This window comes from Yoonia vestfoldensis DSM 16212 (assembly GCF_000382265.1).
GTDB classification, from domain to species: Bacteria; Pseudomonadota; Alphaproteobacteria; order Rhodobacterales; family Rhodobacteraceae; genus Yoonia; species Yoonia vestfoldensis.
In genome coordinates, this window is record NZ_KB908005.1 from 1 (window position 1) to 16,588 (window position 16,588).

The 16,588-nt window shown below is 58.8% G+C and carries 19 protein-coding genes; 7 read left to right on the forward strand and 12 right to left on the reverse strand.

Annotation, left to right across the window (positions count from 1 at the left end; all coding sequences use genetic code 11):
• The 8 genes from H147_RS0118615 to H147_RS21110 all read right to left on the reverse strand — a co-directional run.
• Positions 1-162: helix-turn-helix domain-containing protein (locus H147_RS0118615; RefSeq protein ID WP_019953608.1), on the reverse strand; the 162-nt coding region annotated here is incomplete at its 3' end.
• Positions 163-269: 107 nt separating this feature from the next.
• Entirely contained in the window at positions 270-536 is a 267-nt protein-coding gene (locus H147_RS0118620) for a YHS domain-containing protein (RefSeq protein ID WP_019956901.1), read from the reverse strand.
• 192 nt (positions 537-728) lie between these two features.
• Positions 729-929: a hypothetical protein gene (locus H147_RS20720; protein WP_081625912.1), complete on the reverse strand. Its 201-nt coding sequence runs from the start codon at positions 927-929 to the stop codon at positions 729-731.
• A gap of 76 nt (positions 930-1,005) precedes the next feature.
• Positions 1,006-2,868: an aspartate:alanine exchanger family transporter gene (locus H147_RS0118630; RefSeq protein WP_211216615.1), complete on the reverse strand. Its 1,863-nt coding sequence runs from the start codon at positions 2,866-2,868 to the stop codon at positions 1,006-1,008.
• Positions 2,869-2,893: 25 nt separating this feature from the next.
• Positions 2,894-4,276, reverse strand: a complete 1,383-nt coding sequence (gene gad / locus H147_RS0118635; RefSeq protein ID WP_019956904.1) for a glutamate decarboxylase — start codon at positions 4,274-4,276, stop codon at positions 2,894-2,896.
• 280 nt (positions 4,277-4,556) lie between these two features.
• Positions 4,557-5,036, reverse strand: a complete 480-nt coding sequence (locus tag H147_RS0118640) for a cupin domain-containing protein (protein ID WP_019956905.1) — start codon at positions 5,034-5,036, stop codon at positions 4,557-4,559.
• A gap of 225 nt (positions 5,037-5,261) precedes the next feature.
• Positions 5,262-6,383 carry a baeRF11 domain-containing protein gene (locus H147_RS0118645; protein ID WP_019956906.1) on the reverse strand — a complete coding sequence of 374 codons (1,122 nt, stop codon included), beginning with the start codon at positions 6,381-6,383 and terminating at the stop codon, positions 5,262-5,264.
• A 264-nt stretch (positions 6,384-6,647) separates the two neighbouring features.
• Positions 6,648-7,016 (reverse strand): hypothetical protein, encoded by a 369-nt coding sequence (locus H147_RS21110; protein WP_162561716.1) that lies wholly within the window; start codon positions 7,014-7,016, stop codon positions 6,648-6,650.
• Between the two features lie 416 nt (positions 7,017-7,432).
• Between H147_RS21110 and H147_RS0118650 the strand changes: the two genes are divergently transcribed.
• The 3 genes from H147_RS0118650 (at position 7,433) to H147_RS20130 (ending at position 10,592) form a co-directional block, all read left to right on the forward strand.
• On the forward strand, positions 7,433-7,825 hold the full coding sequence (locus H147_RS0118650) for a DUF3775 domain-containing protein (protein ID WP_019956907.1): 393 nt from the start codon (positions 7,433-7,435) through the stop codon (positions 7,823-7,825).
• 87 nt (positions 7,826-7,912) lie between these two features.
• On the forward strand, positions 7,913-9,151 hold the full coding sequence (locus H147_RS0118655) for a cation:proton antiporter (RefSeq protein WP_019956908.1): 1,239 nt from the start codon (positions 7,913-7,915) through the stop codon (positions 9,149-9,151).
• Positions 9,152-9,266: 115 nt separating this feature from the next.
• Positions 9,267-10,592 carry a DUF2254 domain-containing protein gene (locus H147_RS20130; RefSeq protein ID WP_081625913.1) on the forward strand — a complete coding sequence of 442 codons (1,326 nt, stop codon included), beginning with the start codon at positions 9,267-9,269 and terminating at the stop codon, positions 10,590-10,592.
• A gap of 47 nt (positions 10,593-10,639) precedes the next feature.
• Here H147_RS20130 and H147_RS20865 read toward each other — a convergent pair whose 3' ends face one another.
• Positions 10,640-10,795, reverse strand: a complete 156-nt coding sequence (locus H147_RS20865; protein WP_211216617.1) for a hypothetical protein — start codon at positions 10,793-10,795, stop codon at positions 10,640-10,642.
• Positions 10,796-11,053: 258 nt separating this feature from the next.
• Positions 11,054-11,212: a DUF3309 family protein gene (locus tag H147_RS20725; RefSeq protein ID WP_019956910.1), complete on the reverse strand. Its 159-nt coding sequence runs from the start codon at positions 11,210-11,212 to the stop codon at positions 11,054-11,056.
• Between the two features lie 482 nt (positions 11,213-11,694).
• On the opposite strand from H147_RS20725, the gene H147_RS0118675 reads away from it, so the two are divergent.
• Entirely contained in the window at positions 11,695-12,474 is a 780-nt protein-coding gene (locus H147_RS0118675; RefSeq protein WP_043700427.1) for a PRC-barrel domain-containing protein, read from the forward strand.
• A 184-nt stretch (positions 12,475-12,658) separates the two neighbouring features.
• On the opposite strand, the gene H147_RS0118680 is transcribed toward H147_RS0118675, so the two are convergent.
• Complete coding sequence (locus tag H147_RS0118680; RefSeq protein ID WP_019956912.1) at positions 12,659-13,390, reverse strand: Crp/Fnr family transcriptional regulator; 732 nt, start codon at positions 13,388-13,390, stop codon at positions 12,659-12,661.
• A 192-nt stretch (positions 13,391-13,582) separates the two neighbouring features.
• On the opposite strand from H147_RS0118680, the gene H147_RS0118685 reads away from it, so the two are divergent.
• The 3 genes from H147_RS0118685 to H147_RS0118695 all read left to right on the forward strand — a co-directional run bounded on the left by H147_RS0118685 (position 13,583) and on the right by H147_RS0118695 (position 16,309).
• Positions 13,583-13,846 (forward strand): hypothetical protein, encoded by a 264-nt coding sequence (locus H147_RS0118685; protein WP_043700430.1) that lies wholly within the window; start codon positions 13,583-13,585, stop codon positions 13,844-13,846.
• A 471-nt stretch (positions 13,847-14,317) separates the two neighbouring features.
• Positions 14,318-15,037 (forward strand): sensor histidine kinase, encoded by a 720-nt coding sequence (locus tag H147_RS0118690; RefSeq protein ID WP_162561717.1) that lies wholly within the window; start codon positions 14,318-14,320, stop codon positions 15,035-15,037.
• A gap of 408 nt (positions 15,038-15,445) precedes the next feature.
• A complete protein-coding gene (locus tag H147_RS0118695) occupies positions 15,446-16,309 on the forward strand; it encodes a hypothetical protein (protein ID WP_019956915.1) in 864 nt (287 codons plus the stop codon).
• A 67-nt stretch (positions 16,310-16,376) separates the two neighbouring features.
• On the opposite strand, the gene H147_RS0118700 is transcribed toward H147_RS0118695, so the two are convergent.
• A partial coding sequence (locus tag H147_RS0118700; RefSeq protein ID WP_019954193.1) for an ATP-binding protein occupies positions 16,377-16,588 on the reverse strand: 212 nt, incomplete at its 5' end.

A 16,588-nucleotide genomic window follows, 5' to 3' on the forward strand; every position in this document is an offset into this window, starting at 1 on the left:
CAGCTTGCTGGGACGATCTGGCGCGTGAAACGCAGGTTCAACAATCCCCTCCCGCAAATACTTCTTGATCGTGTTGCGAGACACGCCCGTCCGCCGCGCGATCTCGCGAATGGGCATCTTGTCACGCAGCGCCCATTTCCGGATAACTTTTAAAAATCCCATGTCTATCACTCCAAGTGCTCCCAGCTGATTCAAGCCGGGGTAAGGTTGCACATGGGTCAATTCTCGATGACAATTTCTGCTGCTGCCGGGTCAGTTCTCAGTGACAATCAACATTCGGGGTGCATCGGGCAGGTATATTGGGCATTGGCAGGGGCAGGTTGCTTGGGCGAAGCGGGGTCGCCAGAGGTATAGGCCGACGGGTCAGCCTTGAATTTCGTCTGGCATTTTTCGGAGCAGAAATAGAATGTCTTGCCCTCGAATTCCGCATGATGGGTGTTGGACCCGATCTTGACTGTCATCCCGCAGACCGGGTCCTTCGCGGTCGCGGTGCTTTCGGCAGACTTGGGACTCTCGTCTTGACGCACGTCTTCCATGTCGCACCGACCCTTTCTGTTGGTTTCAAGCTGGAGCCCGCACGAGAATGAACGTTCCAGCCTTTTTCAATGTTCGTGGATGGCCAACGCCCGGTGCAAGTCTCTGGGCGCAAGGCCGTCCTTGTCGGGCCCGATGGGTGGGTGTGGCTGGACGAGCCGCTTGGGAATTTGCAACGGCTTGCGCCTTTGCTTCTATTTCGACGAACCCTCCTTTTCGTCGGATTTATTGACGCGGGTTTTGCCGGCGGGGCGTTCGGTGGCCCGCTTCAATTCATCTTGCGTGCCGATGTCACGCGGCAAGCGGCCGCCTGAACGCCCCGCTTGAGATATGGTGCCTTTGGCACCAAAAGCGTCGTCTGAGCTGTCGGGTTTCGGGGTTTTATCTTGGGTCATGGCATTTCCTTTGTTTTATCAGGTTACGGAATGAAAACGCTCGAACCTCGCTTGGCGAGGTCGAGGGGTTGCATCGTCAGGACAGGATCATCGAGAAATATCCCCCGATCAGCGCCAGCACGGTCGTGAACGCATAGCTGACCGGATAGGGCACGGCGGCGACGGAACTGCGGGATTCTTCCATGATTGCGTTCAGGCTTGGCGTGCTGTTGCGCCCACCCGTCGCGGCCCCGTCCGAGATGATCGCGTTCAGACCAAAGACCTTGATCCCGACCCAGAAGGCGACCAGTGGCGGGATGAGCGCCCCTGCAATGCCGATCAGCGCCAGCCACAGGATCGTGTCACCCCCAAGGGCCGAAATCACCTTGGGGCCGACGTTGGCGGACAGAACGGCGACAAAGGCATTCAGGCCGAAATCCTGCAGAAAGCTGCGCGCGCCTTCGTGCACAGGGCCGCCGAAATTGGGGTTGCGGCTGCGCAGATAACTTACCCCCACGCCCGCCATGATCACCCCGGCGGATGTTCCGAAGGCAAAGGGGATGCCGGAAATCGTAACCGTAATGATCCCCACCAGATAGCCCACCAGCATGGCCAGCGCGAGGTAGAGAACCTCGGACTTCATGGTGAAAAGAATCGCAGTTCCACCCAACTTTTTCGCTGCCCGTTGAATGGCGGCGTCCGGCCCATTCAGACGCAGAACATCGCCGAAATGAACGTCCGTCTTGGGGCCAAGAGGCAACTCGAGGCCCGCACGGAACACCGCCTGCACGGTGACGCCCCCCGACAATTGCGCTCCAAGGTCCGCAAGGCTTTTTCCCGAGATCTTGTGCGAGCCCACATGCACATCGGCCACCTCGATGGGTACGTTGCGCGCCAGCGGACTGTCGGACTCAGGGCCGATGAGCTTGATTTCCTTGCCCATCAAGTCCTCCACATCAGCGCGTACCGTGACGAGGTCGTTTTCTTGCACGGCGGGGTCGTTCGTCATGTCCAGAATCTTGCCATCCCGCACCACGCGCAGGATGGGCACTGCGGGAAAATCCTCGGCCAGTTGCGACAGAGTGCGTCCGATAAAGTCCTTTTGGGTGACGGCAAAGGCGCGCACGCCGACTGATGTCATGCCCATGGTCAAGGCACGGGGTGCACCGGGGACCGGATCGGTCGCCCCACCGCTGAAATCTTCCTCGGCCCGTTTTGCCTCGGCGACAGCGTCATAGCCGAACATGCGCGGAAGATAGCGGATCAGCAGAATGGTCAGCACGGTCGACAGGACATAGCTGATCGCATAGGCGGCTGCCATGTTGGCGCCGACCTGCTCGACGGAGGTGCCATCGGGCGGGACATAGGCGCCGCTGGCCAGTGCATCCTGACCGACGCCCAGAATCGCCGTGATCGTATAGCTGCCCGAGATCAGGCCCGTCGCATAGCCAGGTGCGAGACCGGCCAGCATCGCCCCGAAAAAGCAGATGACCCAGTTCAGGCTCCAGACGATGAAACCGATCGCGAGAAACGCCAGACCGCCTTTTCGCAACCCGGCAAAGAACTGTGGACCGACCTTCAAGCCCAGAGCATACATGAACAACAAGAGCATGAAGGACGACAGGATGCCGGGGATCGAATAGGTGATGCCATAGGCACCTTGCGCGATCATCGACAGCAATACCCCGACCAGCAACGTGCCAGCCGTAGAGCCCAGAGAGATGGTCTTGAAGCTGAACTTTCCGATCAGCGTTCCAAGCGCAAGCGAGAGCAGAATGAAGGCGATGGGCTGGTTGTCCAGAAGCTGGAAAAAGCCGTGAACCCCGGCCTCCGTCACGGGCAGAATTGTATCGAACACCTGCCCAATTACACCGCCCGATGCGGGGGCCGTGTCCTGGGCCGCTGCTGCACCGGCCGAGAAAAGCAGCGGCAGGCCCGAGCCATAGACGGCCGGTTTCAATATCGTCCTGCGTTCACGCTCCGCCTCAATCATGATGAAATCCCGGCTTCGCGGTGGAATTCGGGACCGGGTTGTTGACAAGGTCCTCGACGGCACGCTTGATGTCGTCCAGCAGAAGTTGCGCCAGGTCCTGGCTGACCCCGTGCCGGATCAGGATGCGCTGAACCACGGTTTCCTTGCGGTTCATTGGCAATGGATAGGACGCAATCTGCCATCCCCGCATCCGCACCCGGTCCGACAGGTCATAAAGCGTGAAACCTTGCCCCTCGTCCTTCAACCTGTAGGCGACGGCAGGAAGACCGCCGTGGCCGTCATAGACCATCTCGAAACATCCCATTGCCGCCAGCTGTTCAGCCAACCATTGGGCCGTGTCCGAACAGGCCTGCTGGACAGCCGTGTATCCATCCATTCCAAGGCGCAGGAAGTTGTAATATTGCGCGATGATCTGGCCACCGGGGCGCGAGAAGTTCAGCGCGAAGGTGGGCATGTTGCCGCCCAGGTAGTCGACATAGAAGATCAGCTCTTCGGGCAGATCTTCCTGCGTCGCCCAGATCACCCAACCTACACCCAGTGGTGCCAGCCCGTATTTGTGGCCAGAGGCATTGATCGAGCGGACCCGATCCAGCTTGAAATCCCATACGATATCCTTCTGAATGAAGGGTGCGATGAACCCGCCCGAGGCTGCGTCGACGTGAATCGGAATATCAAGCCCAAGGTCGCGCTGCATCGCATCGAGTTCCGCCGCCAGCGCCTCGATGGGCTCATAGACACCGGTGAAGGTTACCCCCAGCGTGGCCACGACACCGATCGTGTTCTCGTCGCAATATTTGCGCAGGTCTTCGGGCCTCAGGCCAAGAGCGTCACCTTCCAGCGGCACCTCGCGGATTTCGACGTCAAAGTAGCGCGCGAACTTCTTCCAGCAGATCTGTACCGGACCGGTCACGATATTCGGCTTGGTCGCGTCCTTGCCCTCGGCTTCGCGGCGCTTGCGCCACTTCCACTTGAAGGCCAACCCGCCCAGCATGCCCGCCTCACTGGACCCGGTCGTCGAGCAGCCTATCGTCTGACGCGACTTCTCGGCATGCCAAAGGTCGGCAATGATATGGACGCAGCGTTTTTCGATTTCAGCGGTTTGCGGATATTCATCCTTGTCGATCATGTTCTTGTCGATCGCGTCCGCCATCAACTCCTTGACCTCATCCTCGACCCAGGTCGTGCAGAAGGTCGCCAGATTCTGGCGCGCATTCCCGTCGAGCAGAAGTTCGTCCCGGATGAGGGCATAGGCCGCACGCGGTTCGGTTCGACCTTCCGGCATCCGATACTTTGGCAGGATGCTTTGCGATGCCTCGGTTGCGTAAATGTCCAGCAGGCTGGAGTCGTCGGCTAGATCAACGCGGTGAATGGGCATTGGTTTGCTCCTTTGAAGCTCAATTTATCTTAAGCGGAGAAAGCGCCGCCTCACTCTTGTTTCCGAATGCAAGGTTGCGACGAGGTCCCTGGACATTATGCCTTTAGGCAATCTGGCGCTCCTTCGTGAAGCCTGCGAGGCAGGTCTTGCCGCTTGCCAATGCAGGCAAGGCCATGTCACACGACAAAACCCTAGATCGGATTTGCCCGCGAACAGGACCCGTGCCTTTTTACGTCTCTGACGCGCGACACCAAATGCACTCGTTTGCCAATCGAAGATGTTAGCCATGCTTGTCGGGCACCTGTTCTGGCTGCACCGACCAGTCCGCAGGTTTGTCGGACTCGTCGGACGCGGCAACCGCTGCCGTCGACTGCACCCTGTCGGGCGCGTGATGGGATGGGGCGTAGAACGTGTAGAGCTGCATCGGACTGGTCCCGGTGTTGGTGATGTTGTGCCATGTTCCAGCCGGAACGAGGACGCACCAGCCGTCCGAGACGTCCCTGTCGAAGGTCAGATTGTCCTTCGCGGTGCCCATTTGCACGCGGCCGGTACCGGCCTCGAGACGCAGGAACTGATCGGTCTCGGGATGCTCCTCAAGCCCGACATCGCCGCCAACGGGGATCGACATCAAGGTAACCTGGAGGTAATGCCCGCTCCAGGTGACCGACCGGTAGTCGGAGTTTCGCGTCGTTCCCTCTTCGATGTTGAACGATTGCGGCTGTGGGCCGATGTCTTCGATCCGCTTGGCAGTGTCTAACATGACTGATTTCCTCGATCGACGTTCCTCAAATGGGACCTGTTGCACTATCTATGACAGCCGGACCGCCGAGACGTGCTGATCCATGATAGGTTGCCTCGCAAGAAGCCGCTTATAATGGGTTCCGCCTGTCTCAGCCCCGAGCACAGCCTTGCCATAAGCTTGATCAGTTCGTGGACCTGGGCCTGGTGCAGTAACCGTGGTCCGGACCCAATGGTCCCCGGCGAGTCAAACGGGATAGCGCAGGATCGCCGCCACTGCCGCGCCGTCGGGCATGTCTTCCCGGCGCACAGCCAGAACCTTGCCCCCCGCGAGGATCACTCTTCCAGTTATCTCGTCGATAACGCCATAGCTGTCCGCGCTTGGTTTTGTTGCCAGAGCAATCGTGCCGTCAGTCTCGTCAACCGTGCCGGGCACCACCTCGTCGATATCGACCAGTAGGAGGTCCACGGCACCAAAGGTCGCGGCGCGCGCGACGGCCTGCAGATCACTGATGGCGCGATGTGATCCGATCCGCTCGTGAAAGAGTGCTGTCGCAGCTTCGATCTCCGACGCGTAATGCCCATCCAGAACCGGCCTCGCGGCACTCGCCAACGCGCTTTCGCTCATGCTGTCGGGGCTTGCGGAGATCCCCTCAGCTAACAGACCCGGATAGCTGTTGACCGAGCGGAAGATCGGCCCCAGCGGCTCGGTCGCGGCAAGGATGAGCGGCGTCTCACGCCCTGCCAAGACCGGGCGCAGGGCGGCGTCCACCTTGCGCAGGTATTTGAGCAACAGCGACTTCTGGCCCTGGGCGTCTCCATGCCCAGTGCCCATGCCGGGGTTGTTGACCGATGCGCGACCGGTGGCGTCAGCGGCACTGCCGGGCAGGTCTGGCACGCTGACCGCTGTGGCAGGATGGTCGGCGAAGACCTCGACCAGGCGGACATCATTCTCGGACAAGGCCAGCACGAATGCATGTTGTGGAAAGACCATTGCGCGCATCAGCGGCTTGAGGTGGAAACGATCCGACACCTCGACCGTTTTGGTGACCTCTGTCGCCAGCCGGAAGGTCCGTAAGCTGTCTGGTGTGGCAAGAACCGCAAGGCCGTTGGCCTGAAGCCGCCAGAACTCGTCATCCTCGTCCAGCGCAGAGAGATGTTCCTCCAGAGCCGCGCGACGGCGCTTGTCGAAGTCTGCGGCGTCGAGTTGCTCGAGTGCCGTTCGCATCAGATTGCCGAACGAGATGCGGCTGAGAGTGACATTCTGGGTCTCGGGTGTCGTCGGCAGATAGATCGAAACACACGCATCGGCACGGGCCTCAAACAGCGCCCGGATTTCGGGGTTGGTTGGAATATCGACATAAAGCATGAAGTGTCCTTTCGAGGATCTTTCCGGGTCGCGTCACGGATACCGGAGCCGCTGTCGGCCGGTTCTGTCACGCGCTGGCCCGGCAATCGAAACCCGTTGCTATGATCGTCGATAATTGCCGACGACGGCTAGGGCAGAGCCTGGTGCGGTGCCGAGCTTTAGGGACCGGCAGCTTGTTCGTTGAGCGAGTTAGTCGAACCGACAGAGCGTGCACCGCATAGGACAGGATCGTTCGCCACCGCTGGGCATCGGGTCGTCGCTCCGTCAGCTTGCTTTTTTCGTCTGTGGCGTAGAGGGTGTTTTGTCGGCTGCGGTCTTCTTGTCAGGTGCGGTCGCGTCGCGTGGCTCGGGTCCACCCCAGCGCGGTATCGTCAGATCGTTGTCAAGCCTCCGCCCCGGAAGCCTCCTTTCGTCTGGCGTGTCGAACGCATCATTGCCAAGGGGCAGCCACGTACCGGCATGTGTGTCGCCAGAAGACCCGCCCATATCAAAGCCGGGCCTGTCGACCCCTTGGCCAAGGTCGTTGGGCGTAGGGGCCGCGTCTTGCGCTTGTTTCTTCGCCGCAGGCTTTCCGACATGATCGGTCTCTGCGGAGGATACTGACGCCGTGGATGGATTCTCATTTTTCTTCATGTCTTCAATCCTTCGTATATCTCTTGTTTTGCAACTTGCCCTCGCGCCGGACAGTGCGACTCTGACCAACGGAAACGCAGGATCCATTGGTCTTTGGCTGGCCCGAGTGCCTGCAGCATTACGAAACCCTCTACCCTTAGCCGAGTAAAAATTTCGAACGCCACAATCATCCCTTGAACTCTAAATCAGGTTTGCAGCCGGTGTATTGATCCAGATCAGCAGGCCCAAAACTGATCGGCATGGTTGGGGTTCTGCGTCTGCGATGCCACCTAACTGGCAGAATCCATCGACCTTGGCTCTGGCCAGCCATCTTTGAGAGCGCTGCAGGAGCAAATGCGGGCAGGGCGGTATGATCGATATCAGTGCCACGTCTGGCCCACGTGTTATCCTGACGGTCTATTGAACAGGAGATACCGATGGCTGCGCTGCCCTTTAATGATACCCGGATCGAAGAACTGGTGTTGCGGTTCAACGCCGTGATGGCGAAGGAAGGGACGGATATCTCTGACCTTGGCGGCAATGCTTCGGACGACGAATTGGCCGTGACCATGCAGGAAACCGGTGGCGATCTGAGCCGTGACGAGATCACCCAAGAGATCGAAAGCATGAACGATGAGCAGCAGGACGCGCTTGTCGCGCTGTTCTGGATCGGCCGTGGCGATGCTGGACCTGAAGCTTGGGAGCAGACCAAAGCCCTTGCGCGACAACAGCACGAGGGGCTGGTGAGCCGCTATCTGCTGGGTCAACCGGAGGTTGGAGAATTCCTGACGACAGGTCTGGAGAAAATGCTGGAATATGGTGTCGACTGATGTGGGGGATGGTCCCTTTGATCCTGTGACTGCACGCATCGCCCGCGCGAGCCCGGTCCCGCCCGACCGCCGGCAACGGTGACCGCGATGTCGCAATTCGAGCTTGTCGCAATCCTGCTGGTTCTGACGGCCACGTTCAGTTGGGTCAATTTACGGCTGGCGTTCTTGCCGCACACCATCGGCTTGCTTGTCATGGGGCTTGGCGCCTCGCTGGTTGTCATCGGAGCCGAGGCTGCGATGCCGGGATTGTTCAGTTATGAAGGTCTTGCAGCCCTCCTGCGCCAAGTCCATTTCCAAGAAACCGTTCTTGAGGGTATGCTCGCATTCCTTTTGTTCGCAGGCGCGTTGCATGTCGACGTGGTCAGCCTTCGCAGCCGTGCCCTGACCATCGGCACGATGGCGAGTTTGGGTGTTGTGGTGTCTACCGCGATCATTGGATGCGTCATCTGGGCAGCAACCGACCTGCTGGGTGTCGCGATATCACTGCCTTGGGCACTGGTGTTCGGGGCGCTGATCAGCCCAACGGACCCGGTGGCCGTTCTTGCCACGTTGAAAGAGGTAAAGGTCCCCGCGGACCTTAAAATATTGATGACAGGTGAGACCCTCTTCAACGACGGTGTGGGCGTGGTGTTGTTCGCCGTCCTTGTCCATGCGGCCATGGGTGACGGTTTTGACGCCCTTCAAGTGGGCGAGATGTTCGTGGTCGAGGCCGTTGGCGGTGCGGCACTCGGATGCGTAACGGGCTATATCGCCTACCGCGCCATGCGCGCCATCGACGACTATTCGATCGAGGTGCTGATGTCGCTGGCGCTGGTCGTGGGCACATATGCGATCGCATCCAGACTGGTTGTGAGCGGTCCACTGGCGGTTGTCGTCGCGGGGTTGCTGGTCGGAAGCAGGGGGCCGCGCGACGCGCTGAGCGATCAAACGCAGAGATACCTTTTCGGTTTCTGGACGTTGATCGACGAAATGCTGAACTCGGTCCTGTTCCTGCTGATCGGGCTGGAGGTTCTGGTGCTGCGGTTCGAGCCTGCCTTCGGCTGGCTGATGGCGCTGGCGGTGCCACTGGTGCTGGTCGCCCGTCTGGTGGCCGTAAGCGGTCCGGTCCTGCTACTCGGGATGTTTCGCAAGTTCGCGCGCGGGACGATTCCGGTGCTAACCTGGGGTGGCTTGCGCGGCGGCATCTCGGTGGCGCTCGCGCTTTCGCTGCCAGAGGTCGCCGAGAAATCCGCGCTGTTGGCCGCGACCTATGCCGTCGTCCTGTTCACCCTGATCGTTCAGGGGTTGAGCCTGCGTGCGGTAATCAAATGGGTCGTGCGATCATGACTGTTGATTGGTGTTTGCAGTCCAAAACGCATGGCCCCAAGGCAGAGCAAACAGCCTGTCGGAAACCGGCTTCGCTGTCAGCCCCGATAGATCCTATCAAAGCAAGGAGTTGCTCATGGCAGCGTCATTTTCGATAACCCGCGTCACAGCGGTCTGGGGACAGCTTAACTCCAGCTTCTGGTTTGTGCCCGCAGTCATGGCCTTGTCAGCGGTCGCTCTTTCTTTTGTGCTCATCGAGGTCGATGCCCTGCGCGATGTGGCCCAGACGGACAATCCGAGCGCTCTCTATACCTTCGGACCGGAAGGCGCCCGGACGATGCTGTCGGTGATCGCGAGTTCCATGATCACGGTGGCCAGCCTGATCTTTTCGATCACGATGCTGTCGTTGCAGCTTGCCTCCTCGCAGTTTGGCCCGCGGACGCTTGGCAACTTCATGCGGGATCGCAGCAACCAGATCGTGCTGGGCACGTTCATTGCGACCTTTCTATATTGCCTGTTCGTGCTGAGGTCGGTGCGGGGCACCGAAGAGGCCAGCTTCGTTCCCCATCTGGCGGTTGCGTTTGGTGTGTTGATGGCCGCGGCAAGTGTCGCAGTCCTGCTTTACTTCATCCATCACATCGCGACGTCGATCCGGGTCGAAACACTGCTGGAAAAACTTTCCGTCGAAGGTTGCGCCGCCGTCGATCAGGTCTTTCCCGAGCGACTCGGCCATGGGCCGACAGACGAAGCGGCCGGGCAAACTCTTCCTTACGATTTCGAGGCTGACAGCAAACAAATCCCGGCTGATTCAGATGGCTACGTTCAGTATATTGGCGGTGACGTGCTGATGCGGCTTGCCGCTAAGAATGATCTTGTTCTGCGGATCATAGCGCGCCCCGGCGTGTTTGTCACCGAAGGCGCGTGCGTGATTGCGGCGTATCCCAAGGCAAGGGTTTCGGACAAAATTGACGAGGATCTGCGCGGTGCGGTCGTCATCGGACGGGATCGGACACCCTATCAGGATCTGGAGTTCGCGATCCGCCGCATCGTGGAACTGGCGCAACGCTCCCTGTCGCCCGGCATCAACGACCCCACGACTGCGCTCTACTGCATCGACCGGCTGGGCCAAGTTCTTGGCCGAGTGGCAGACCGGGACATTCCCTCCCCTATGCGGCTCGATCAGAGCGGCCAGTTGCGCGTCTTGACCGAAGTCTTTGATCTTGGGGATGTCACCTGCCGGGCTTTTGCCGCGATTGCACGATACGGGATGACCGATGCGGATGTCGTCACCCGGCTTGCTGAAACCCTCGCGAAGTTGGAAAAGTCCTTTCCGCTGGCCGCGAGTGTCGCCGTTGCCGAGTTGCGTGAACAGGTGTTGCACGAAAGCGGGGGGCCGACAGTCTATGCCTTTGACCGTAAAACTCTTTTGGATTTACAGGAGAGCAGCGGGAAGAAGCCTTGAATCGGAGCTGTTGATTGTCGTTTGGATCTGACCCGGGGGGTCAAATCTCAGTGGCAATCAACAAGCAGACCATAAAATGCCACTCCGGCGGCGAGCAGGCCCACGCGGTCCTTTGCGACTTGGTTCTTGACGCGAAAGGCCACGTCCTTCCAGCCAGCAAACGGTATTTTTGCCGGAGTTACGGCATCGGCACCATGTGTCAAGGGCGGTCCTCAATTCAGAAAAATATCGCGGCGAGACAAGGCCCCCTCAAATGATCGGCAGGGTTTTGACTTCCGCTGCTTTTGGCGATGGCTGAGCGGGCACTGGGAAACCTGGGGCCCGTGACGTGGGAAGGAGTTCAGATGCCGCCATTCTGTGCCGGACAGAAAATGGGTCGTTCAAGCCCGTGACCTGCTTGTGATGCCAAGGGTCCGGCATTGTCCGAACCCAAAGCGGGGCCTGCCCCCAACTTGGGCGAATTAAACGAGCACACCCAGGAACCAGAGAACAATGAAGATAACGATCACAAGGCCGAGGACGCCACCGAGGCCACGCGTGCCATAGCGATTGTAGCCGTAGTAGCCGCCGCCGCCGCCGAACAGCAGCAGAAGGACAACGATAATCAAAAGTGTACTCATGGGAGAAATCTCTCTTTCTAGCCGATAATTGAAGGATGAAGCGCCTGTACCCGCGATGGGAATCGCAGTTCTTGGAGTCATCCCAAAGTCAAACAGTGGGGGTTCTTCGCTGCGTCTCTAGGTTCAGCGCAGGCCCAAAAAGCCCAAGATGAACAAGACGATGACCACAAAGCCGACGATATACACGATCCGGTTCATAGCATTCCTATCTGTTTGGGTAGCGGCACACGGCCGCTGACATCGACAATCATAGATCATCGTAAATCCTTGCGGACCAACGTGGATCAGTGTGCGGCGGACCGCAGCATGCGATTGTGTTTCAGGCTCGTGGGTCTTGATCGCAAGGTCGCGACAAGACGCCACCGAAGAAACGTTTGCTGTGTGCAGGTTCCGAACCCGCCTTATGCGACTATCCCTGCGACGGAAAGCCGGCGGCGGCCGTAGGCGCGCCAAACTTGGTCGAAAAAAAGGAAAACATCCAAATGTTAATAGAGGCTTCAACTCTCAAGGGTTTCACGATCGCAGCGACCGACGGCAGCATCGGCTCCTTGACTGATTTTCTGTTCGATGACGAAAGCTGGACACTCCGCTGGGTCGTCGTCGAAACCGGCAACTGGCTGTCTGGGCGCAAGGTGCTGCTGCCGGTTTCGGTTCTGGGTCACCCGGATACGTCCGCCCGCAGCTTTCCAGTCCGGCTTACCATGGCATCGGTCAAGGACAGCCCGGCCATCGACACGCATGAACCGGTGTCTCGGCAGCACGAAGAACGGATGTACGGTTACTACAACATGAGCCCCTATTGGGGGAGCGGCTTCTACATGGGCGGCTACGGCGGCTGGAGCGCGGGTATGTCAGAGGCGCACTACGCCGATTCAAGACGGCGTCAGGACGAGCTTTACACCCGGCGCCATCAGGGCGATGATCTGCATCTGCGCAGCATTGATGCCGTGACCGGCTACAATCTGCATGCCACCGATGGCTCCATCGGTCATGTCGAGGGCTTTCTGATTGACGATGCCGACTGGACGATCCATTTCCTGACCGTCGATACAAAGAACTGGTGGCCCGGCAAACATGTCCTGATTTCGCCACGCTCTGCAAAGAACGTGTCGTGGGCAGAGAGTTTGGTCAATCTGGATGTCGATCGGAAAACTGTCATGGATAGCCCAACCTATGACCCGTCCGTACCGGTGGACGCGGCGTTCGAGGCGCGGATGGCGCGTCACTATATCCCTGACCCCACGCATGAAGCCGCAATCTAAGAGGGTTGTGGGATGGGGTCATGATGCTGACTTCCGTGAAGGGCCAGACCGGCTTGCAGCGCACTTTCGTGAAGGTGTTCGAAGTGGCGCAGTCGCTGTGCGTCGTTCTCGCTTCACGAAGGACGCAGTCAGTCGGAAGACCGACGCCGCAGACCTTTGCCCAGTGTTTTAGCCCTACAGGTCGCTATCGCAGCAGCGGGCCTTCCTGATCCAGATAGGCTCGGTCGAACTCTGCAAGTTCGGCCAGCCTGTCGAAATCATGGATCGTCACCTGGCCCGTCTGAAAAGTTGCCAACCCGTCCTCACGCAACTCGCGGAGCACACGATTGACGTGCACGGAACTGAGCCCAAGCGCATCGGCGAGGTGGTATTGCGTGAGCGGACAGGCAAAACCGTCGCGCGTGCCGCGTCCCACGAGAGTCAGCCGAGCACTGAGTTCGAGCAGGAAATGCGCCGTCCGTTCACGCGCGTCTCTCCTACCAATGCCGACCAGATGCTCTACCACCATCGCCTCGTCCCGCGACGCGGCCCATAACAATGCCGTAGCAAGGCGCGGGGTGTCTGCAAATGTCTGCAGCAATTCGCTTTCCAACACTTCCGAGGCCTCGACCGGCGTAAGTGGCTCGATGTTATGGTCGGCGGTGCGGAAAAGGACCGACCGCAAGCCGAGAAAGTCGCCGGGTATCTGGAAATCGACGATCTGCCGCGACCCGTCGCGCATCAACTTGTAGGAACAGACCCAGCCCTCGGCGAGAATATACACTGCCTGGTGGGTTTGCCCCTGAAACACAAGATCGCGCCCCACAGCGAAACTGCGACGCCGCCGATGCAAAGTGTCGAGTACTGCCAAATCGGACTCTGACAGGGCAACAAAATTGCCCAGCTTGCGGGCAAGGGGACTGTGAGTGCTAAGCATCGGATACCTTTCGACTCCGGCTCCGCTGAGGGGACGGGTTCTGACAATCTTGGATTATCGGGCATCGCCCCCGGCGATCCTGCCGTGGATCAGTTCATACTACGCGCGATGTGCGACAGTTGCGATCACGTTCTCCGGCTCACGCACATCTTGTGGCCGCCATCAGAAAGAAATCTATCCATGACAACGCAAATGCCTTCAAAGCCAGTGCCTGCGGGAACAACGCCCGGAGCCGAGGCGACGGCCGCCGCCGCGCTCGCCATCTGCGAATCGCTTTTGCTGGCCCTCAATGATGCAGACATCTTGCCGGAGCACCAGATTGTCGGCGTCCTGCGCGACGCTGCGGCAGCTCATTCGAACGATCCGGGCGAAGATGGGCAGGGGGAACTGCATTCGGCGGTGGCCCAGCTGATCAACCGGATCATTGATGGTGGCAATTCGGTGCGGCGGCCATAGTGCTTGGCCAGCAGATGGCGCCGGGACCCGGGCGCCGTCTGCTCGACCTCGGTCCTTTCTGTTGAATCCGGTCCGCTCTTGTGAAGCCAGGCTTGGTCAAGGGCGATTTCTGGCGTTCAGGGCGTAGGCGTCGTCCCAATTGGCCAAAGGATCTCGGGTGGTCCGTCGACCGGAAGCGCAGCGCCAGAGAGGGTAACGCAACCAGACCCACGCCATTTTCCAAGTCAGCTTCGGCAGGCGGAATCCCAACTGAGGGGGGCGTTGGAGTTAAACTGCTCATGCCTGGAACAGGGTCCATCCTAACCTGGAGCAGCCCGTTCGGGCTAGCGAAATGCAACGGTGACGAAGCCGACTCCTGCAAGGCATCTCCGGTTCCACCAGCAAGCCTGCGAAGACGTCGAGCTAACCCCGGGAAGAACATTGCGTGCAACACCGGCTTGGTCAATTTGGTAGAATAACAGGATGGCAGATATGATCGACCGTGACACCCAATCAATGGCCTGCCAAGTGGCCGAAGCAGACCACAGGATCTCAAATCATCTGGCCTTTCTGGCTGGCTACGTCCGCCTGAAAGGCGCAGATCTGGTCCACCGCGCCGCTGCCTCCAACAAAACCGATCTTTCACTGTTCATCGACGGGATCGGTGCGCAGATCATGGCAATCTCGCAAGTTCACCGGTTGCTCTCGTCTGACGGAACGCTTGGTTCCGCCGATCTGGGCCACCATATGGGCGCCATATGCTGCGCGCTGAGGTCAGGCATCTCGCGCGATGTGGTCATCTTGGAATCGTTCGCCAGCGACTGCACAGTCCCTCTGCATCGCTTGCTTCCAACGACACAGATCGTGACCGAGGTCATCACCAACGCAATCAAGTACGGTGATCCCCTCGGCCAGCCAGGCATGATCAAGGTTGCCTGCGGCAAGCATGCAGATGGCACCGTCTCGATAGAAATCCAGGACAACGGGCCAGGCTTGTCGTCGCCCTTGGCGGAAATCGAGACGCGCGGTTTTGGCTCACGGCTCGTGCAGACTCTGGTCGAACAGATCGAAGGAACCATTGAGTATATATCGACGGATCATGGGCTGACTGTGCGCTTGTCGTTGCCTCGGGTAAAAGCAAAGGTCGGCACCGCAATTCACACCAAGGTCGGCACCCGCTCCGAGACAACTGAAATCCTCGCGTGCGTTTGAGATCAATATCTTACGCCCCAGAGAAGGTTCGACGGCAGTCGTGTTCGCTCCGCCACTTGCCCTAAAGGAAAGTTTCTCTGGACCCTGCTTCGGCCAGAATTTCCCGTTGTTTTCGAGGGTTATAGGTCGGACGCTCAGCACTGCGCCACCGGGCTAGGTGCCGGAATTCGCACTCTCCGGGCCGATATTCTCCGGACCTGTTGACTGCGTGGATTTGGTCAATTTCCCTTAAGTCATTGAAGTTATGAGCATGAATTGCTCGCAACGCTGAACACTTCGACGTCAGTGGCACCACGCTGATGGAACACAAATCGAACAATCGCTTGCCCGAAGTCGATGGACGCGGTTACGCAGCAGCGATAGTCTCGCCTTTATCCTACAGGAAAAACTGCGAGGCAGCCGGGCCACATGACAGTTAAAAGCAATGGTAATTTCGAGTTTGAGTTTTTCACTTGGCTCAAGACGTTCCTGAATGACAAGGGACTGCAGTTTTCCAGATGCGGCTTCAAGACCGGCGATGGACTTGGAGCGCGCCATGAATTTGACCTTACGGCGGGATACTGGAAGGAACCGAATTACACAGCGAACAAGCCGCCGCGGTGGCTCTATCGCGTCATTCCAGGGCCGAATGGTATTCGGGCAGAAAACCCTGCGAGCGGGGCCATCAATCTTGGCGCGATCAACACCGCACAAGAGGACAAGGCCGGTGTCATCTTTCGATTGGTTCCGCTGATCCGGCAGGCACCCGGGGATTTCGTCCATGAAAAAGGCTTCGAGGTCCATGTGCTGTTCTTATTTCATGGTGCCACGCCGAAAGGGTCTTCTGCGGAATCGTTTAATTTTGACCCGGCGACGGGCGCGATGCGTTTCAAGGGCGAAGCTATCGAATACATCGGCTGTGGCCTTCTAGGCCTGAAAGCACGCGGTACAGAGTTGAAGATCACCGAGAACGAACTGGAGCGGACGATTACTTATGGTGAAGTAGTCGATGCGCTTGCGGCAGATATCAACGGTTCTCCGTCCGGACAGGCTTCTTCCCCTATGCCAATCTTTGACTTGACCCAGCAGGCGGAGGTGGACCGACTAAAGAAAATGGTCAGCGATGCTTGGGCGGCTGCGGGACCGGTGAAGACACCGGCTGTAGTGGCAGTCGCGGGGAATGATGAAGACAAGGATGACGACGACGAAATTATCCCACCGGAAAAGTTGGAAGTTCCTGAGAATACGGACCTGCTGGGGATAGATCCGACTGTCTATCGACAGATCTGTTGATTGTCACTGAGAACTGACCCGGCATTTTCATCGAGATCTGACCCACCCAGTCGTTATGATCTGCGTATTATGATGGCGTCAATGGTGGTGTCTCCTTTCGCTTTTTCTTGGCTGTTTCGGAGCTGGCCTTGAAGCGGTAGCTGTCATTGCCGGTTTCGAGGATGTGGCAGCGATGGGTGAGACGGTCGAGCAGTGCCGTGGTCATTTTGGCATCGCCAAAGACGCTGGCCCATTCGCTGAAGCTCAGGTTGGTGGTGATGATGACGCTGGTGCGTTCAT